15 protein-coding genes are annotated in these 14,053 nt (G+C 58.1%); 9 read left to right on the forward strand and 6 right to left on the reverse strand.

Translation table 11 applies throughout. The features are described from left to right. Positions 1-394: 394 nt before the first annotated feature. Together JUF21_RS07130 and JUF21_RS12035 are read left to right on the forward strand one after the other, a co-directional pair. Positions 395-1,657: a methionine gamma-lyase family protein gene (locus JUF21_RS07130; protein ID WP_203624104.1), complete on the forward strand. Its 1,263-nt coding sequence runs from the start codon at positions 395-397 to the stop codon at positions 1,655-1,657. Between the two features lie 253 nt (positions 1,658-1,910). Continuing rightward, positions 1,911-2,045, forward strand: coding sequence for a hypothetical protein (locus tag JUF21_RS12035; protein WP_255533288.1), 135 nt, complete (start codon positions 1,911-1,913; stop codon positions 2,043-2,045). Between the two features lie 192 nt (positions 2,046-2,237). Here the strand turns inward: JUF21_RS12035 and JUF21_RS07135 are convergent, their stop codons facing one another. Together JUF21_RS07135 and JUF21_RS07140 are read right to left on the reverse strand one after the other, a co-directional pair. Beyond that, a complete protein-coding gene (locus tag JUF21_RS07135) occupies positions 2,238-2,807 on the reverse strand; it encodes a GNAT family N-acetyltransferase (protein ID WP_203624105.1) in 570 nt (189 codons plus the stop codon). Positions 2,808-2,816: 9 nt separating this feature from the next. Further along, positions 2,817-3,140, reverse strand: a complete 324-nt coding sequence (locus tag JUF21_RS07140) for a hypothetical protein (protein WP_203624106.1) — start codon at positions 3,138-3,140, stop codon at positions 2,817-2,819. Positions 3,141-3,365: 225 nt separating this feature from the next. On the opposite strand from JUF21_RS07140, the gene JUF21_RS07145 reads away from it, so the two are divergent. The 4 genes from JUF21_RS07145 (at position 3,366) to JUF21_RS07160 (ending at position 6,712) form a co-directional block, all read left to right on the forward strand. Continuing rightward, positions 3,366-4,706, forward strand: a complete 1,341-nt coding sequence (locus JUF21_RS07145) for a replication-associated recombination protein A (RefSeq protein ID WP_203624107.1) — start codon at positions 3,366-3,368, stop codon at positions 4,704-4,706. 40 nt (positions 4,707-4,746) lie between these two features. Beyond that, positions 4,747-5,940 carry an acetate/propionate family kinase gene (locus JUF21_RS07150; RefSeq protein ID WP_203624108.1) on the forward strand — a complete coding sequence of 398 codons (1,194 nt, stop codon included), beginning with the start codon at positions 4,747-4,749 and terminating at the stop codon, positions 5,938-5,940. A gap of 110 nt (positions 5,941-6,050) precedes the next feature. Continuing rightward, on the forward strand, positions 6,051-6,311 hold the full coding sequence (locus JUF21_RS07155; protein ID WP_203624109.1) for an AbrB/MazE/SpoVT family DNA-binding domain-containing protein: 261 nt from the start codon (positions 6,051-6,053) through the stop codon (positions 6,309-6,311). Then, the gene (locus tag JUF21_RS07160) at positions 6,311-6,712 is read left to right on the forward strand and encodes a type II toxin-antitoxin system death-on-curing family toxin (protein WP_203624110.1); all 402 of its coding nucleotides are present in this window, start codon (positions 6,311-6,313) and stop codon (positions 6,710-6,712) included. Before JUF21_RS07155 ends, JUF21_RS07160 begins: the two co-directional genes overlap by 1 nt. A gap of 149 nt (positions 6,713-6,861) precedes the next feature. Here the strand turns inward: JUF21_RS07160 and JUF21_RS07165 are convergent, their stop codons facing one another. Beyond that, entirely contained in the window at positions 6,862-7,380 is a 519-nt protein-coding gene (locus tag JUF21_RS07165) for a YcxB family protein (RefSeq protein ID WP_203624111.1), read from the reverse strand. Positions 7,381-7,460: 80 nt separating this feature from the next. Beyond that, positions 7,461-7,625, reverse strand: coding sequence for a hypothetical protein (locus tag JUF21_RS07170; RefSeq protein WP_203624112.1), 165 nt, complete (start codon positions 7,623-7,625; stop codon positions 7,461-7,463). Positions 7,626-7,800: 175 nt separating this feature from the next. On the opposite strand from JUF21_RS07170, the gene JUF21_RS07175 reads away from it, so the two are divergent. The 3 genes from JUF21_RS07175 (at position 7,801) to JUF21_RS07185 (ending at position 12,257) form a co-directional block, all read left to right on the forward strand. Continuing rightward, positions 7,801-10,161: a phosphoketolase gene (locus JUF21_RS07175; RefSeq protein ID WP_203663706.1), complete on the forward strand. Its 2,361-nt coding sequence runs from the start codon at positions 7,801-7,803 to the stop codon at positions 10,159-10,161. An 86-nt stretch (positions 10,162-10,247) separates the two neighbouring features. Then, positions 10,248-11,384: a hypothetical protein gene (locus JUF21_RS07180; protein WP_203624114.1), complete on the forward strand. Its 1,137-nt coding sequence runs from the start codon at positions 10,248-10,250 to the stop codon at positions 11,382-11,384. A gap of 117 nt (positions 11,385-11,501) precedes the next feature. Then, positions 11,502-12,257, forward strand: a complete 756-nt coding sequence (locus JUF21_RS07185; protein ID WP_203663708.1) for a flavodoxin family protein — start codon at positions 11,502-11,504, stop codon at positions 12,255-12,257. 42 nt (positions 12,258-12,299) lie between these two features. On the opposite strand, the gene JUF21_RS07190 is transcribed toward JUF21_RS07185, so the two are convergent. Both JUF21_RS07190 and JUF21_RS07195 read right to left on the reverse strand, forming a co-directional pair. Then, entirely contained in the window at positions 12,300-13,076 is a 777-nt protein-coding gene (locus JUF21_RS07190; protein ID WP_203624116.1) for a gamma-glutamyl-gamma-aminobutyrate hydrolase family protein, read from the reverse strand. A 4-nt stretch (positions 13,077-13,080) separates the two neighbouring features. After that, positions 13,081-13,842 (reverse strand): gamma-glutamyl-gamma-aminobutyrate hydrolase family protein, encoded by a 762-nt coding sequence (locus JUF21_RS07195; protein WP_203663710.1) that lies wholly within the window; start codon positions 13,840-13,842, stop codon positions 13,081-13,083. Positions 13,843-14,053 lie beyond the last annotated feature (211 nt).

Below are 14,053 nucleotides of genomic sequence, written 5' to 3' on the forward strand. Positions count from 1 at the left end.
CCAGCGCCTTGAGACGCAGCCAGCAACAGGGGCTTATAGCCCCAGAGAAAACCACCCGTTCGACGGGTGGTTTTTATATAAGGTGCGCAGGGGTCGCGCACTTAGCCCGATGATTAGCCCAGCCTGAGGCTTTGCCGCCGTTCTTTGGCGGCGAGGCCTCGGGCGCAGCTAATCACTCGGGCGTTGCGACCCCGGAGCCCAATTAGTACAAGATGTGCAGGGGTTGCACACTTAGCCCGATTATTGGCCCCGCCTCCCAGACTTTCCGTGCACCTCACCGCTTCCTCTCGTATACTGGAGAAGGTGATAGCATGGAAGAGTTTGAAAATGGTGGCGCCCCGCCAAGCGCAGGTACTGGCCGGTAAATTTTTGCACAAAACACAAGGAGAAAAGCATGAGTTGGAAAGATGATTTTGATCCAGAGCTGATCAAGCGCGTTCAGGAAGTCGATGAGGAAATCGCGCCGAAGCTGGCGGTCATTGATGACCAGATCATGGAAAACCAAGCCAAGGTTCTCAAGGCCTTCCGTGATCACAATGTCGCCACGACGGACTTGTCAGGGTCTACGGGTTACGGCCAAGATGACGAAGGCCGCGATAAGCTGGAGGCCATTTACGCGCAGGTGCTGGGCGGCGAGGACGCCCTGGTGCGGCCGCAGTTTGTTTCGGGCACGCACGCGATCGGGGTCGGGCTGCTCGGCCTGGTCCGGCCAGGGGATGAGATTCTTTACATCACCGGCGAGCCTTACGACACCCTGCAGGAAGTCCTCGGGATGGCTGGCAACGCGATCGGCAGCCCTAAGGAGTATGGCATTAAGGCCGATTACGTGCCGCTGCCGGAAAGCGGCGACGTCGACCTGGCGGCAGTGAAGGCGCGCGTGGCCAAAGATCAGCCTCGGGTCGTTGCGATTCAGCGTTCGTGCGGCTACGCGACACGCGATTCGTTCACGATCGCGAAAATCGCCGAGATGATCAAGGCGGTTCGCAGCGCCATGCCTGACACCTGGATTTTCGTGGACAATGCTTACGGGGAATTTTCCGAAACCAAGGAGCCCCTTGAAGTCGGGGCTGACATTATGGCCGGCTCGCTGTTCAAAAACGGTGGTGGCGGCATGCTCAAAACCGGCGGCTACATCGTCGGGCGCAAGGACCTCGTCGAGCGGGTGTCGTACCGCTATACCGTTCCTGGTTTGGGCGGTGCGGAAGGCGCGACGTTCGGCGTGCTGGACGCCATGTTCCAAGGCTTTTTCCAGGCGCCATCAGTCACCGGCAACGCCATTAAGGGGTCGGTCTTTGAGGCGGCCCTCCTAGCGAAAATGGGTCTGCCGGTGCGACCGAGCTGGGACGCACCGCGCACCGACCTGATTCAAACGGTCAACTTCGGGAATCCTGATGACATGATTCGCTTTACCAAGGCTTTGCAGCAGAACATGCCGATTGATTCGTTCATCACGCCCATTCCGGAGGCCACTGCCGGGTATGAGGATAAGGTGATCATGGCAGACGGTTCCTTCGTGGAAGGCTCCACCATCGAGTTTTCTGCCGACGGGCCGCTGCGGCCGCCATACACGCTGTACATTCAGGGCGGCTTGACATACGCGCACGCCAAATTGGGCATCATCGGCGCCGTGCAGGACGTGTTTTATAACAAAAACTAATAACGACAAAAGTCACCATCCTTCACCTATTTACTTGAAGGTCGGTGACTTTTGCGTTCTGAGTGAGAGCATGGTGATGGGATCCCATCAATTTGATGAGGCCGTACACGTACGGCTAGGCAGTTAAGCTTTTAACCGATATAATAACAAAAGCAGAAGCGTTTAGAGCGGTGGTATCTCGCATTCGAAAGAAGGTGAGGCTTATGAACTTAAGGTTCATAACCTTAAATTCCAGTAGGAAGGGGGTACGAGTTTGCTTTTGATCGACGTCATGACGTCGATCATTCCTTTCATCGGTAAGCTGATATCATTGATCCAAGTGATCACGATGTTAGTTATCGCATGGCGATTGCTGATGAAAGAGTTCGGCCGCGGCCGGAAAAAATAGCAAACAAATACGCCGCTGAACCTTGACAGTGGAGGCGGCGTAATGTTTGCTTTCTGATAGCCATCGTTCAAAGACAATTCTGCGGGGGACGTCTTGCCGGGCGTCCCTTTTTGCTGTTTTCATTATATCATGGCTGCTTCTGAACCGGAAGCAGTAACGAACGAATTGAGCTAATACGGGCGGGTACAATCCTTAAAAATGAAACGCCGGGTCATCGGCGACCTGCTCGCGAGTCAGCGTCAGCTGCAGCAGTGGAACCTTTTCGCCGTTCGGCATGGTCCGCGTGTGGTGAGCGGGCGCACTGGCGAACCCGAAACCGGCCAGCAGGTCGACCGCTGAGCCGGCGGTTTCGGGTAACACCGCGTAGAGCTTCTTCAGGCCCAGCTCAAAAAAGGCAAACCCGGCCACGCGGGGGATGATTTCCTGCATGACTTCCGGCGCGGCTTCAGGCAGCTGCTCAAAGCGCATCTGCGCTTCAGTCATGCCTTGGTCGAAACGCCACAGGCAAATGCTGCCGAGGAACTCGTTGGTTTCGCGGTCGCCGATGCCGTAAAGCAGGGCTTGATCGCTCATGACCAAGCGCATCGTGTGATTAACATAGCGGGCGGTGTCCTCAACTGACTGGTCGCGCTCACGGCCGGACAGCGCCGCCTGGGTCTTATCGGCCCGCAGCCGGGCGACGTCTTTTAACTTAAACAATGTCAGCCAGTCCAGCTGGTAGTGGACTGACAGCAGTGGGTGATACTTTTCAAACTTGGCCATGCTATCTCCTTAGTGAATGCCTTGCCCGTTCGTATCGGCGATTGGTTCATTGAAATTCTGCTCGTAGTACTCCTTCGTGATCACCTTATACTTGCCGTTGGCGAAGCGGGCAATCAGGTTGCCGGGCACCGCGATCTGGGCCTCGGTTTGCGGCAGGTGCAGCTCGACACTGGGCACCTTGGTCAGCGCCACATAACGGGCGTCATCGCCGAAGAAGGCCTCAATGTCAGCGCGCGTTAGATCTGGCCGCACTAGTATGAAGTAGGTCATCTTGGCCGTTGAAAAAGCGGTGAACTCACCGCTGGGAAAAGTTTGGTCATTGGCATCGGCCATTTTGGTCACTCCTTTGTAAAGGCTGCGAAGGGCTCGCGGGGTTAGCCTGATGACTAGCCTAGCTCTGTGCGGGGCTCGCTGGCGAGCGCCGTGCAGGGCGTAGCTAGGCATTCAGGCGTTGCGAGCCCGAAGCGCGACTAGGCAGACATTCACCTTTCGCATCTTGCTTTCAAGTGTAGCATACCAGATTGCAATGGTATGATGAAGCTGAAAGAAGGTGGCGCGATGCCGTCTCTATTTGATCAAAATCCGGCGCAGACGCAGCCGCTGGCCAGCCGCATGCGGCCGACGACCCTTGCTGAGTTCGCCGGCCAAAAGCATCTCATCGGCAAAGATAAGGTGCTCGCCAAGCTGATCGAAAATGACGAAATTCCCTCGATGATTTTCTGGGGTCCGCCTGGTGTCGGCAAAACGACCCTGGCGCAGATCATTGCCCGCCAAACCAAGGCCCAGTTCGTGACATTTTCTGCGGTCACTGCTGGCATCAAGGAAATCAAGCAGGTGATGGAAGAAGCCGAGCAGAACCGCTCGCTCGGCCAGAAAACCATCGTGTTTGTCGACGAAATTCACCGTTTCAACAAGGCGCAGCAGGACGCCTTTTTGCCGTACGTTGAGCGCGGGTCAATCACGCTGATCGGCGCAACCACCGAGAACCCGTCGTTTGAGGTCAACGCCGCGCTGCTGTCGCGCACCCGGGTGTTCGTGCTCAAGCAGCTGACCCAAGATGACATCATCGAGCTGCTGAACCGGGCGCTGAAGGATCCGCGCGGCTATGGCCTGCAGAAGGTGAAAATCGCGCCGGAGCTGCTGGGAATGATCGCCGATTTTGCTAACGGGGATGCGCGCATCGCGCTGAACACGCTGGAAATGGCCGTCACCAACGCCGAAACCGACTCGGGCAAGGGCATCACGGTGACCAAGGCCGCCGTGTCCCAGTTGCTGACGAAAAAGGCTCTGCTCTACGACAAAAACGGCGAGGAGCACTACAACCTGATTTCGGCGCTGCACAAGTCGATGCGCAACTCCGATGTCGACGCGGCCGTTTACTGGCTGGCACGCATGCTGGAAGCCGGCGAGGATCCGCTGTACATTGCGCGGCGGCTGGTGCGGTTTGCCTCTGAGGACATCGGCATGGCGGACTCGCGGGCCCTGGAGATCTGCACCAGCGTCTTTCAGGCGTGCCAGTTCATCGGGATGCCGGAGTGCTCGGTCCACCTGACCCACGCCGTCGTTTACCTGAGCCTGGCGCCGAAGAGCAACGCCTTGTATACCGCGTACGAAGCGGCGAAAAAGGACGCGACGGAAACGCTGGCGGAGCCGGTGCCGCTGCAAATCCGAAACGGCGTCACCGACCTGATGCAGGATCTCGGCTACGGCAAGAACTACCAGTACGCGCACGACAACCCGGATAAGTTGACCACGATGCAGACAATGCCGGATAATTTAAAGGGTAAACAGTATTACCACCCGACTGAGCAAGGCAGCGAGGCCAGGGTGAAGGCGCGGCTGGCCCAGATCAAGGAATGGCACCGCCAGCACGACCCCGAGCAGAAAGCGGGAAAATAGGCTACAATGTAAACGCACACAATAGATAGGAGCTGAGAACATGGTCAAAATACTCGCAGTCAACGCAGGTAGTTCAACGTTGAAGTGGAAATTGTTTGAGATGCCGACAGAGAAAATGCTGGCCGATGGGCTGATCGATCGCCTTGGCCAGGCGGAGTCCAGCGTCAAAATCAAGTATGGCGACCAGGTTTACCGCTCCGGGCACGCGATTCGCAACTACCACGAGGCTGTGGCCGACGTCATGACCGAGCTCAAGGACCTCGGCCTCGTGCAGCATCTGCACGAGATTGTCGGCGTCGGGCACCGCGTGGTGGCTGGCGGCGAGGAGTTCAGCGAATCCGTCGTGATCGACCCGCAGGTGCTGCAGGACATTCGCGACCTGAAGGACTACGCACCGCTGCACAACCCGGTCGAGGCCGAATACATCGACGTTTTTTGCAAAATGATGCCTTGGGCGACACAGGTGGCGGTGTTTGATACCGCGTTTCACCAGACGATGCCGGCGGAGAATTTTCTCTACAGCATTCCGCACCAGTACTACGAAAAGTACGGTGCCCGCAAGTACGGGGCCCACGGCACCAGCGTGCGCTACGTCTCGCAGCGCGCCGCCGAGTTCCTGGGCCGGCCGCTGGATCAGTTGAAAATGGTGGTGATGCACCTGGGTTCAGGCTCCAGCGTCACCGCCGTGCAAAATGGTCAGTCCGTCGACACCTCGATGGGCTTCACCCCGGTGGCCGGCGTCACCATGGGCACACGCAGCGGCGACATCGATCCGTCGCTGCTGCAGTACCTGATGCGCAAGCTGAAGATCACTAATTTTGACGACATCATCACGATGCTGAATCAGCGCTCCGGCCTGCTTGGCATTTCTGAGCTGTCCGCGGACCAGCGCGACCTCGAGGCCATCGAGGATGAGGACCCCTTGGCCAAGCTGGCGCTGGATATCTACGCCAACCGCGTCGCTAAGTACGTCGGGAGTTACGCGGCGCTGATGAACGGCGTCGACGTGCTGGTCTTCACCGCCGGCGTCGGCGAAAATGCCGGCGACATGCGCGCTCGCATCATGGCTCACCTGCAGTTCCTCGGCGCGACCATCGACCCAGAGAAAAATCAGGTGCGGGGCAAGGAAGCCAACGTTTCTGCTCCAGACGCCACCGTGCAGACGCTGGTCATCCCAACCAATGAGGAGCTGATGATCGTGCGCGACGTGCAGGACCGGCTGCCACGTCACTAGTGTCTGAGTGGCAATGAATTTCCCTATATGAGGCACAGAGGTTTGTCTGACAGCACATTGACTTGCTCCGGGCGTATCGACCGTATATACTACATATACGAGGTGATGACATGATTGATCCTGCAAAGCTGAAACATCGACAAGATCGGAAAGTTGGCCAAAGTAACAGCAGCTTATACGTCACTATTCCGCGCGAGGTCGCTGAAGACCTTGGAATCAATAAGGGAGACAGCGTCACCATCGGCGAGAGTGACGGTCAAGTTGTGCTTGTTCCGACCAAGCAACGAGATGCTGCCTTGGCAACGGTTGCGAGAATCCAAGAGCTAATTGCTGAGAATAAGGATGCGCTTGATTATTTGGCAGACCGCTGATGAAGTATTTGAGTCAGTCTGAGGTAATTACGATTAACGTCTGCCTTCAGCAGAAAGCCAATCAAAGAGCTTCCATTCGTGATGCGAAGGCCTTGGATTACATTGTTCAATCCGCTCATCAAGACGTTTTTGGCCAGCAACTGTACGCCACTGCAACCGACTTGGCGATATTCTATTTCGTCAAGCTGATTAAAAAGCATGTATTTAATGACGGCAATAAACGAACCGCCTATCTAAGTTTTCTTGATTGTCTAGCTTTAAACCACATTACTTTTAAACCGGACTCGGCTCAGCGGCGTAAGCTGGCAGAGCTGGCAATTCACGTGGCACAGGTTGACGGCGAGCCACAGAGTCTTTGGGATGAAGTTAAGACGATCGTGCAAGAGATGCTCATAAAGTAACCCCGAACCAGGATGACGCTAGATTGCGATTATCCTGGTTTTTGTTTCTGTCGATCAGACCGAGTTGATCATCTAACAAAAGCACATACAAAAAACGACCAGTAAATGGTCGTTGAGAACGCGTTTCTATGAAGTGAATTGCTCATGGGTCATCCAACTTTGACCGGCGCTTTTGGCATGTTGGTTTTGATGATGGCGCGCAGTTCCTGAATTTGACTGTCAGTCATCGCGGCCTTGGAAATCAGTACGCCTTGCCGGCTTGCCACCATCAGGATGAATAGCCGGGGCGTCTCGGTTGCCTCCAAGAAAGCCGACCAATTTGAATGGCTGGTGCTAGTTGATGTGCTCATGGTAAGCCCGGTATCATCGATTAAAAATGTGCGCTTGCTGAACACGGCGGCGTTCTTCGGTGAGCGGACGGCGCGCACGACGCGTACGCGCGTCAGCAGCGGCAAATACGCGATGAAGAATACCCCGAGAAAAATTACCGCACTGGCGGAGCCCCAGACCCATCTGCCCGTGATACCCAGCCAGCTGCCAATGCCAATTGACAGCAGTCCGCACACCAGCAGGATCCGCGGCAGCCATTTGATACTGCCTTGGCGCTGAAACCACTGCTGATAGGCCAAATAGTCCTGCTGACTGATGGTGAGATCCTTGAGCTCCATGGCAACCGCCTCCGTTGGCAAGAGTATAAACTTTGCTGGCTTTGGGGACAAGCGTGACGTAAAACGATTGCTGAGAATATTTAAAATCTTAACCGGCCGTGCGGCTGCTGGCGGTCGACGGCCACGGCGACGCCCATCAGGACCAAGACGGCGATGGCCGGCAGAATGGCCCCAATCGTGACCAACGCGATCAGCGCCAGGACTGCAATCGCAATGATGACCCCATCAAACCATGGTGTTTTCATTTGTAAGCCCCCTAATGAAAAACCTTTTCTCATGCTCAGTTTATCACCTTTTTAGGGACTGAGAGCGGGTTTTTAAGCGCGGTGAGCCGGTGAGTCGAATCATTCGGCGCAACCTGCAATCAGGCGTACAATCTGGGTGATTGATCACGATACATTAGGAAAGCAGGGGAGTTTGATGACCACGACTTACGATTCACCAGCTTATTTTGACCTCATGACGCGCTACTGGCAGGCGGCCAACTACCTGTCAGTCGGGCAGCTGTACCTGCGCGCTAACCCGCTGCTCAAGCGCCCGCTGCAAGCCGGCGACGTGAAGTTCAACCCGCTCGGCCACTGGGGCACGATTGCCGGGCAGAATTTTATCTACACGCACCTCAACCGCCTGATTCAAAAATACGACCTCAACATGTTTTACATTGAAGGCCCGGGGCACGGCGGGCAGGTGATGCTGTCGAACGCTTACCTCGACGGCACATACACCGAAACGTATCCTAACATCACCCAGGACGAGGCGGGGATGCAGGTGCTGTTCAAACAGTTTTCCTTCCCGGACGGCGCGGCCAGTCACGCCAACGCGCAGATCCCAGGCTCCATTCACGAAGGCGGCGAGCTCGGCTATTCGCTCAGCCACGCGACCGGGGCGATTCTCGACAATCCCGACGTGATCGCAGCCACGGTGATCGGCGACGGCGAAAGCGAGACCGGGCCGCTGGCGGCGTCATGGTTCTCCAACACCTTCATCAACCCGATCACGGACGGTGCGGTGCTGCCCATCGTCGACATGAATGGCTACAAGATTTCCAACCCGACAATCCTGGCGCGCAAGTCGGATGACGACCTGCGCCAGTATTACGCGGGGATGGGCTGGGAGCCGTACTTTGTCGAAGGCGACGATGCCAAGACCCTCAACCCGATCATGGCGCAAACGCTGGACACGATGATTGAAAAAATCCAGCAGATTCAGCGCCAGGCCCGCGCTACTGGCGATGCCGGGATGCCGCACTGGCCGGTGTTGATCCTGCGCACGCCGAAGGGCTGGACCGGCCCGAAGGAGTGGGACGGCAACAAGATTGAAGGGTCGTTCCGCGCGCACCAGATTCCGATCCCCGTGTCCCGCGACCACATGGAACATGCCGATGCTTTGGTCAAGTGGCTGAAGTCGTACCACCCTGAGGACCTGTTTGATGAAAAGGGTACGCTGAAGCCCGAACTTCAGGCGCTGACCCCCAAGGGCGACATGCGCATGGCGGCCAACCCGATCACCAATGTTGGCGGCAAACAGCCGCTGGTGCTGCCGGACTATCGCCAGTACGCGCTGCCCATTGGCAAGCGCGGTCAGGACGTGCGCCAGGACATGGTGATTTGGTCCGATTACCTGCGGGACTTGATTCGCCTGAACCCGCACAACTTCCGGGTGTTCGGGCCGGACGAAACGATGTCCAATCGGCTGTTTGGCATTTTTGACGCGAGCGGTCGCCAGTGGGAGGAGCAAATCACCCACAGCGGATACGATGAGGACATGGCGGCGGCCGGGCGCATCATCGACTCGCAGCTGTCCGAGCACCAGGCGGAAGGCTTTCTGGAAGGTTACACGCTGACCGGTCGGCACGGCATTTTCACGTCCTATGAGGCTTTTCTGCGCGTGGTGGACTCGATGCTGACGCAGTACTTCAAGTGGCTGCGCGAGGCGGCCGAGCAGTCGTGGCACCGGCCGTACCCGTCCCTGAACGTCGTGTCGACGTCGACCTCGTTCCAGCAGGATCACAACGGTTACACCCACATGGATCCCGGCGTCTTGACCCACTTGGCTGAGAAAAAGGGCCAGTACATTCGCGAGTACCTGCCGGCGGACGCCAACTCGCTCCTGGCGATTTCCCCGGCGGTTTTCAGCAGCCAAAACACGATCAACCTGCTGATCACCTCCAAGCAGCCGCGGCCGCAGTTTTACTCGATCGAAGAGGCCACGGTGCTTGCGCGCGAGGGACTGAAGCGCATCGACTGGGCGTCCAACGACGATGGCGTCGCGCCGGACATCGTGATCGCGGCGGCCGGTACCGAGCCGAACTTGGAGAGCCTGGCCGCAATCGACCTGCTGCACCAGCATTTTCCTAGCCTCAAGATGCGGTTCATCAACGTGCTCGATCTGCTCCGACTGAAGAAAGATGATCCGCGGGCGCTGAATGACGAGACGTTTGACGCTTACTTCACGCCAGACAAGCCGGTGCTGTTTGCCTTCCACGGCTATGAGGACCTGATCCGCGCGATTTTCTTTGACCGTCACAATCACCACCTGATCGCGCATGGCTTTCGCGAAGAAGGCGCGATCACGACGCCATTTGACATGCGGGTGATCAACCAGCTCGACCGGTTCCACCTGGCCAAGGACGTGGTCTTGCACCTGCCGCAGTTGCGTGAGACCAGCGACGACTTCATTCAACTGATGGATGACACGCTGCAGCACCATTACGATTACATTCGCGAAACTGGCGAGGACCTGCCCGAGGTCCGCAATTGGGTCTGGCAGCCAATCAAATAAGGCAAGTGGTGCTGATTGAAAAACCGGCGCGCACCTTGGTAAGGTTAAACTGAAGCCCAAACAGGGCCACGAAAAGGAGGACTAATATGGCAACAGACACGCAACTCTCCTTGCAAGACTTTTTAAGCAGCAGCACTGAGGACCCGTTCGTTTCCTTGTACCTGCCGCTTGAGGCTGACCGCACGGTGGAGGCGACTCGCCTGACGCTGCGGCACTTGGCCGCGCACGCCAAGGATGTGATGGCGCAAACGCACCCTGGAACCGATTTTGCCCCGTACGAGGCGACCCTCAAGGCGGCCGCCGGCGATCAGCCGCTGATTTCAATTGTGGGCCAAGGCGCGGCACTGCTCAGCAACGGCCAAGAGGCGATTGCGTTGGGGCTCGAGTACGCGGTAAGCCCCACGGCGATGACCACGGACCGGCCGCAGCTTTTGCCGCTGGTGCTGGATGCACAGCGGCAGTTCGACTTCGACCTGCTGCTCTTGCAGCGCGATAAAATCGCGTTGGCCCTGAACCGCGGTGATGTGCTGACCATGGTCGACCTGCCTGACGACGCACCGGTCACGCTGCTTGGCACGCTGGGCACGGAAAAACGCGGCGGGTCTGTGAACACCGTTGCGCAGGGCCCGGGGCAGGCGAGCTACCACGGGCATGCCGACCGCGCCAGCGAAGAGGAAATCGACCGCCGCCGCTACTACCAGGCAGTGGATACCTACCTCCTCGACCATTACTCCAACCCTAACCAGCGCCGCCTGATCCTGTTCGGCCTGCCGGAAAACATTGCCGCGTTCCGCGAGATCAGCCGCAACCCGCACCTCAGCGGGTCGATGCAAGTCGAGCTGAATCCCGGCAACATGAGCCTGGGTGACATCGACTTGGCGCTGGACGACCTGCGCCAGGACTACGCCGACCGCCACGCAGACGAGACGCTGGCGCTGCTGGAAACGGCCCGCGGCAGCGGCAAGTACGTCGAGGACCTCGGTGGCATCATCGAAGCGCTTCAGCAGCGCTCGGTCGACACCCTGGTACTGCGGCAAGGCGCGCGGATTCGCGGCGTGCTGGAAGATGGCCGTCTGGAAACAGACGGCCCCGCGGCCGAACACAACAACTTGCTGAACGATTTGGCGGCGATGACCCTGGCTCAAGGCGGCAAGGTGCAAGTCGTGCCGGACAACTTGCTTCGCCTGCGCGTGGCGGCGGTGCGACGATACCGCGAAGCCTAAATGATAACAACGCCCAGGACCTGCGGCTTGCCGCGAGCCTTGGGCGTTTTTGCTTGCCCCAAAATCTAATTGCAAGATTGGAATCATTCTCGTACAGTGGAACTGAGGTGAAATGAAATGAAAATCGTGGGGTTATACGGCGGGCAGGATCCTGATGGGCTGACCGCCCAGTACCTGAAGGCGGTGCTGGCTGGGGCCAGCGGGGCGCAAACCGAGTTCGTGGACCTGAATCAGTACGTCATCCGGCCAGATTTGCCGGGCCAAGAAAATCCCGTCTTGGATGAGCTGGAAAGCAAACTTGCCGCTGCCGATGTCTGGGTGCTGGGCAGCCCGACGTACTTTGGCACCGTGGCGGGTCAGTTCAAGCAATTTTTTGACTGCTTCCGTCACCGGATGGTGCGCATGACGCATGACGCCGACACGCTGCCAGGCAAGTACAAGGACAAGCATTACGTCAGCGTCTCGAGCTGTTTTGCCAGTGGTTTGGACAATACCTTCACGCACCAAATCGACGCGACGTTCACGATGATTGACAAGGCGATGAGCGCTGCGGGCATTCACAAGGTCGCGGAGCTGGTGCTGCCGGGGATCTGGGGGATGACCGCAGTGCCGGCCAAGAAGCTGGCGCAGGCCCAGGCTGTTGGGGCCAAGCTGACCGCCAAGAAGCGAAAGGATGATGAAACCTTGAAACGCTACATTTTGCTTTTCGGCATGATCGCCGTGATGGCGCTGGCCACCATGGGTATTCAGCAACTGCTGCCCTGGACCACCAGCGGTTTTTGGCTGCGGTACGCCAGCTTCGTGATTATTTTCTTCGTGCTGCTGGCCTGCATCCTGCATTACATGACCTTCGTGCGGCACCATCGCCGGTAATCCCAAGCACGTAAAAACGCCGCGATTGCGGCGTTTTTCAGTCTAGAGGGCGGTTCCCGCCGCTAAGGTCATCGCGCTTTGGCGGTGGGCCTCGGCGCGGTCAATGAAGTCCGAGTAAATGGCGAGCTGAGCCGGTGCGTCCTGCCAGAGGTTTTCCGGGTGCCACTGAATGCCGAGAATCAGGTCGTTCTCTTCGCTTTCAAACGCCTCAATGGTGCCATCGTAGGCTTTGGCGGCCAGGCGCAGGCCGGCGCCCAAGGTGCGGCTGGCCTGGTGATGGCGCGAGTTGACATAGGCCGTGTCGCCGAGCAGCTTGGCCAGCCGGGTCTGCGGCACGATTGCCACGTGATGGGTCGGATATTCGCCGGAGGTGGCCTGCAGGTGGCGCAGGGCGTCGGTTTTCTCGGTCTCCAGGTCCTGATACAGGGTGCCGCCGAACGCGACATTTAAAATGTGGCTGCCGCGGCACAGGCCAAACATCGGCTTGCCGGCCGCGTAGGTCGCCTTGATAAGCGCGAGTTCAAACGCATCCAGCAAAGGATTGGCTGCCTGCAGCTGGGGCCGCGGCTGCTCGCCGTAGCGGGTCGGGTCAACGTCGGGGCCACCGGGCAGGATCAGGCCGTCAAACAGGGGCAGGTAGGCCTGGATGACCTCGGGGATCAGGCGCGCATTGGTCGGGTAAGGGATGGTGATCGGCAGCCCGCCGGCTTCTAAGATTGTGTCCTTGAACATGGTGGGCGAAATATCAACGGTGTTCGGGCTGGTGTGGACGCTGTCATCGGCGATCACATCGGCCACTAAAGCAATCACTGGGCGCATGAGCTCACTTCCTTTGATGAGTTTTTGAAAAGGCGCTGGCGCGGGCCACCAGGTCGGTGAATAAGTGGCCTTGAGCCGGCTGACTGGCGGACAGGTTTTCCGGGTGCCACTGGACGCCGAGCAGCTGGTCGCCGGTTTGCGATTCGATGCCTTCGATCACGCCGTCCGGGGCCTGGGCGGACACTTTCAGGCTCGCGCCGACGTGGTGGACGGCCTGGTGGTGCCGCGAGTTAACATACCCAGTCGGACCGAGCAGGTCTGCCAGCCGGGACCCTTCCGCCATCCGCACGTGGTGGGTCGGATATTGACCCGGTGCGGCTTGGGCGTGCCTGAGGTGGGCCTGCGGGTCGTCGGTGCCGAGGTCCTGGTACAAGTCGCCGCCGCACGCCACGTTCAGCAGCTGCATGCCGCGGCAAATCGCAAACACCGGCAGCCCTTTCTGAATCGCCGCCTGGGTCAGGGCCAGCTCGAAGCGGTCCTCAGGCAGAATCACGCTGCCGAGTTTCAGCTCCGGCTCCTGCCCGTACAGCGTGGGATCAAGGTCGGGCCAACCCGGTAAAAAGAGCCCGCTAATCGCCGCTACATCGGCTTTGACCAGCGCGTCGATCTGGTCCGCTTTGGCGGGAAACGGCAAGATCAACGGGACCCCGCCAGCATCGATGACGGCCTCTTTGATCGCCTGGGGCACGATGCTGGCGCTTTGGGTGTTGATGTAGGGACTGACACCGGCCAGCTGGTCAGTGGGAATGCCAATATACGGTTGCATGCGCTCGCCTCCTGATTTAAGCGTAGCGAATCGCGGCGGGGTTTTGCCAGTGGGAACACTTTTCGGAATCGTGTGAAGATTGGTGGGAGCTTTGCTTCTAATGAAATGCTGAAAATCCAAATGAGCATCTGCCGCTATGTGGGAAAATCTATGCACAGGATAGATAAGAAAGCTCGTATATGACAAAAACCGAAACTACGCGAATGCTAGC

The organism is Lacticaseibacillus sp. 53-4, assembly GCF_016861805.1.
In the GTDB taxonomy this organism is placed as follows: domain Bacteria; phylum Bacillota; class Bacilli; order Lactobacillales; family Lactobacillaceae; genus Lacticaseibacillus.

Bases quoted from the DNA above. Each gene is read 5' to 3' on its own strand.
- JUF21_RS07165 (WP_203624111.1), bottom strand. From the start codon at position 7,380: ATGGAGCTCAAGGATCTCACCATCAGTCAGCAGGACTATTTGGCCTAT.
- JUF21_RS07190 (WP_203624116.1), bottom strand. From the start codon at position 13,076: ATGCGCCCAGTGATTGCTTTAGTGGCCGATGTGATCGCCGATGACAGC.
- JUF21_RS07175 (WP_203663706.1), top strand. From the start codon at position 7,801: ATGACCACGACTTACGATTCACCAGCTTATTTTGACCTCATGACGCGC.
- JUF21_RS07130 (WP_203624104.1), top strand. From the start codon at position 395: ATGAGTTGGAAAGATGATTTTGATCCAGAGCTGATCAAGCGCGTTCAG.
- JUF21_RS07150 (WP_203624108.1), top strand. From the start codon at position 4,747: ATGGTCAAAATACTCGCAGTCAACGCAGGTAGTTCAACGTTGAAGTGG.
- JUF21_RS07145 (WP_203624107.1), top strand. From the start codon at position 3,366: ATGCCGTCTCTATTTGATCAAAATCCGGCGCAGACGCAGCCGCTGGCC.
- JUF21_RS07195 (WP_203663710.1), bottom strand. From the start codon at position 13,842: ATGCAACCGTATATTGGCATTCCCACTGACCAGCTGGCCGGTGTCAGT.
- JUF21_RS07160 (WP_203624110.1), top strand. From the start codon at position 6,311: ATGAAGTATTTGAGTCAGTCTGAGGTAATTACGATTAACGTCTGCCTT.
- JUF21_RS07170 (WP_203624112.1), bottom strand. From the start codon at position 7,625: ATGAAAACACCATGGTTTGATGGGGTCATCATTGCGATTGCAGTCCTG.
- JUF21_RS07155 (WP_203624109.1), top strand. From the start codon at position 6,051: ATGATTGATCCTGCAAAGCTGAAACATCGACAAGATCGGAAAGTTGGC.
- JUF21_RS07185 (WP_203663708.1), top strand. From the start codon at position 11,502: ATGAAAATCGTGGGGTTATACGGCGGGCAGGATCCTGATGGGCTGACC.
- JUF21_RS07140 (WP_203624106.1), bottom strand. From the start codon at position 3,140: ATGGCCGATGCCAATGACCAAACTTTTCCCAGCGGTGAGTTCACCGCT.
- JUF21_RS07135 (WP_203624105.1), bottom strand. From the start codon at position 2,807: ATGGCCAAGTTTGAAAAGTATCACCCACTGCTGTCAGTCCACTACCAG.
- JUF21_RS07180 (WP_203624114.1), top strand. From the start codon at position 10,248: ATGGCAACAGACACGCAACTCTCCTTGCAAGACTTTTTAAGCAGCAGC.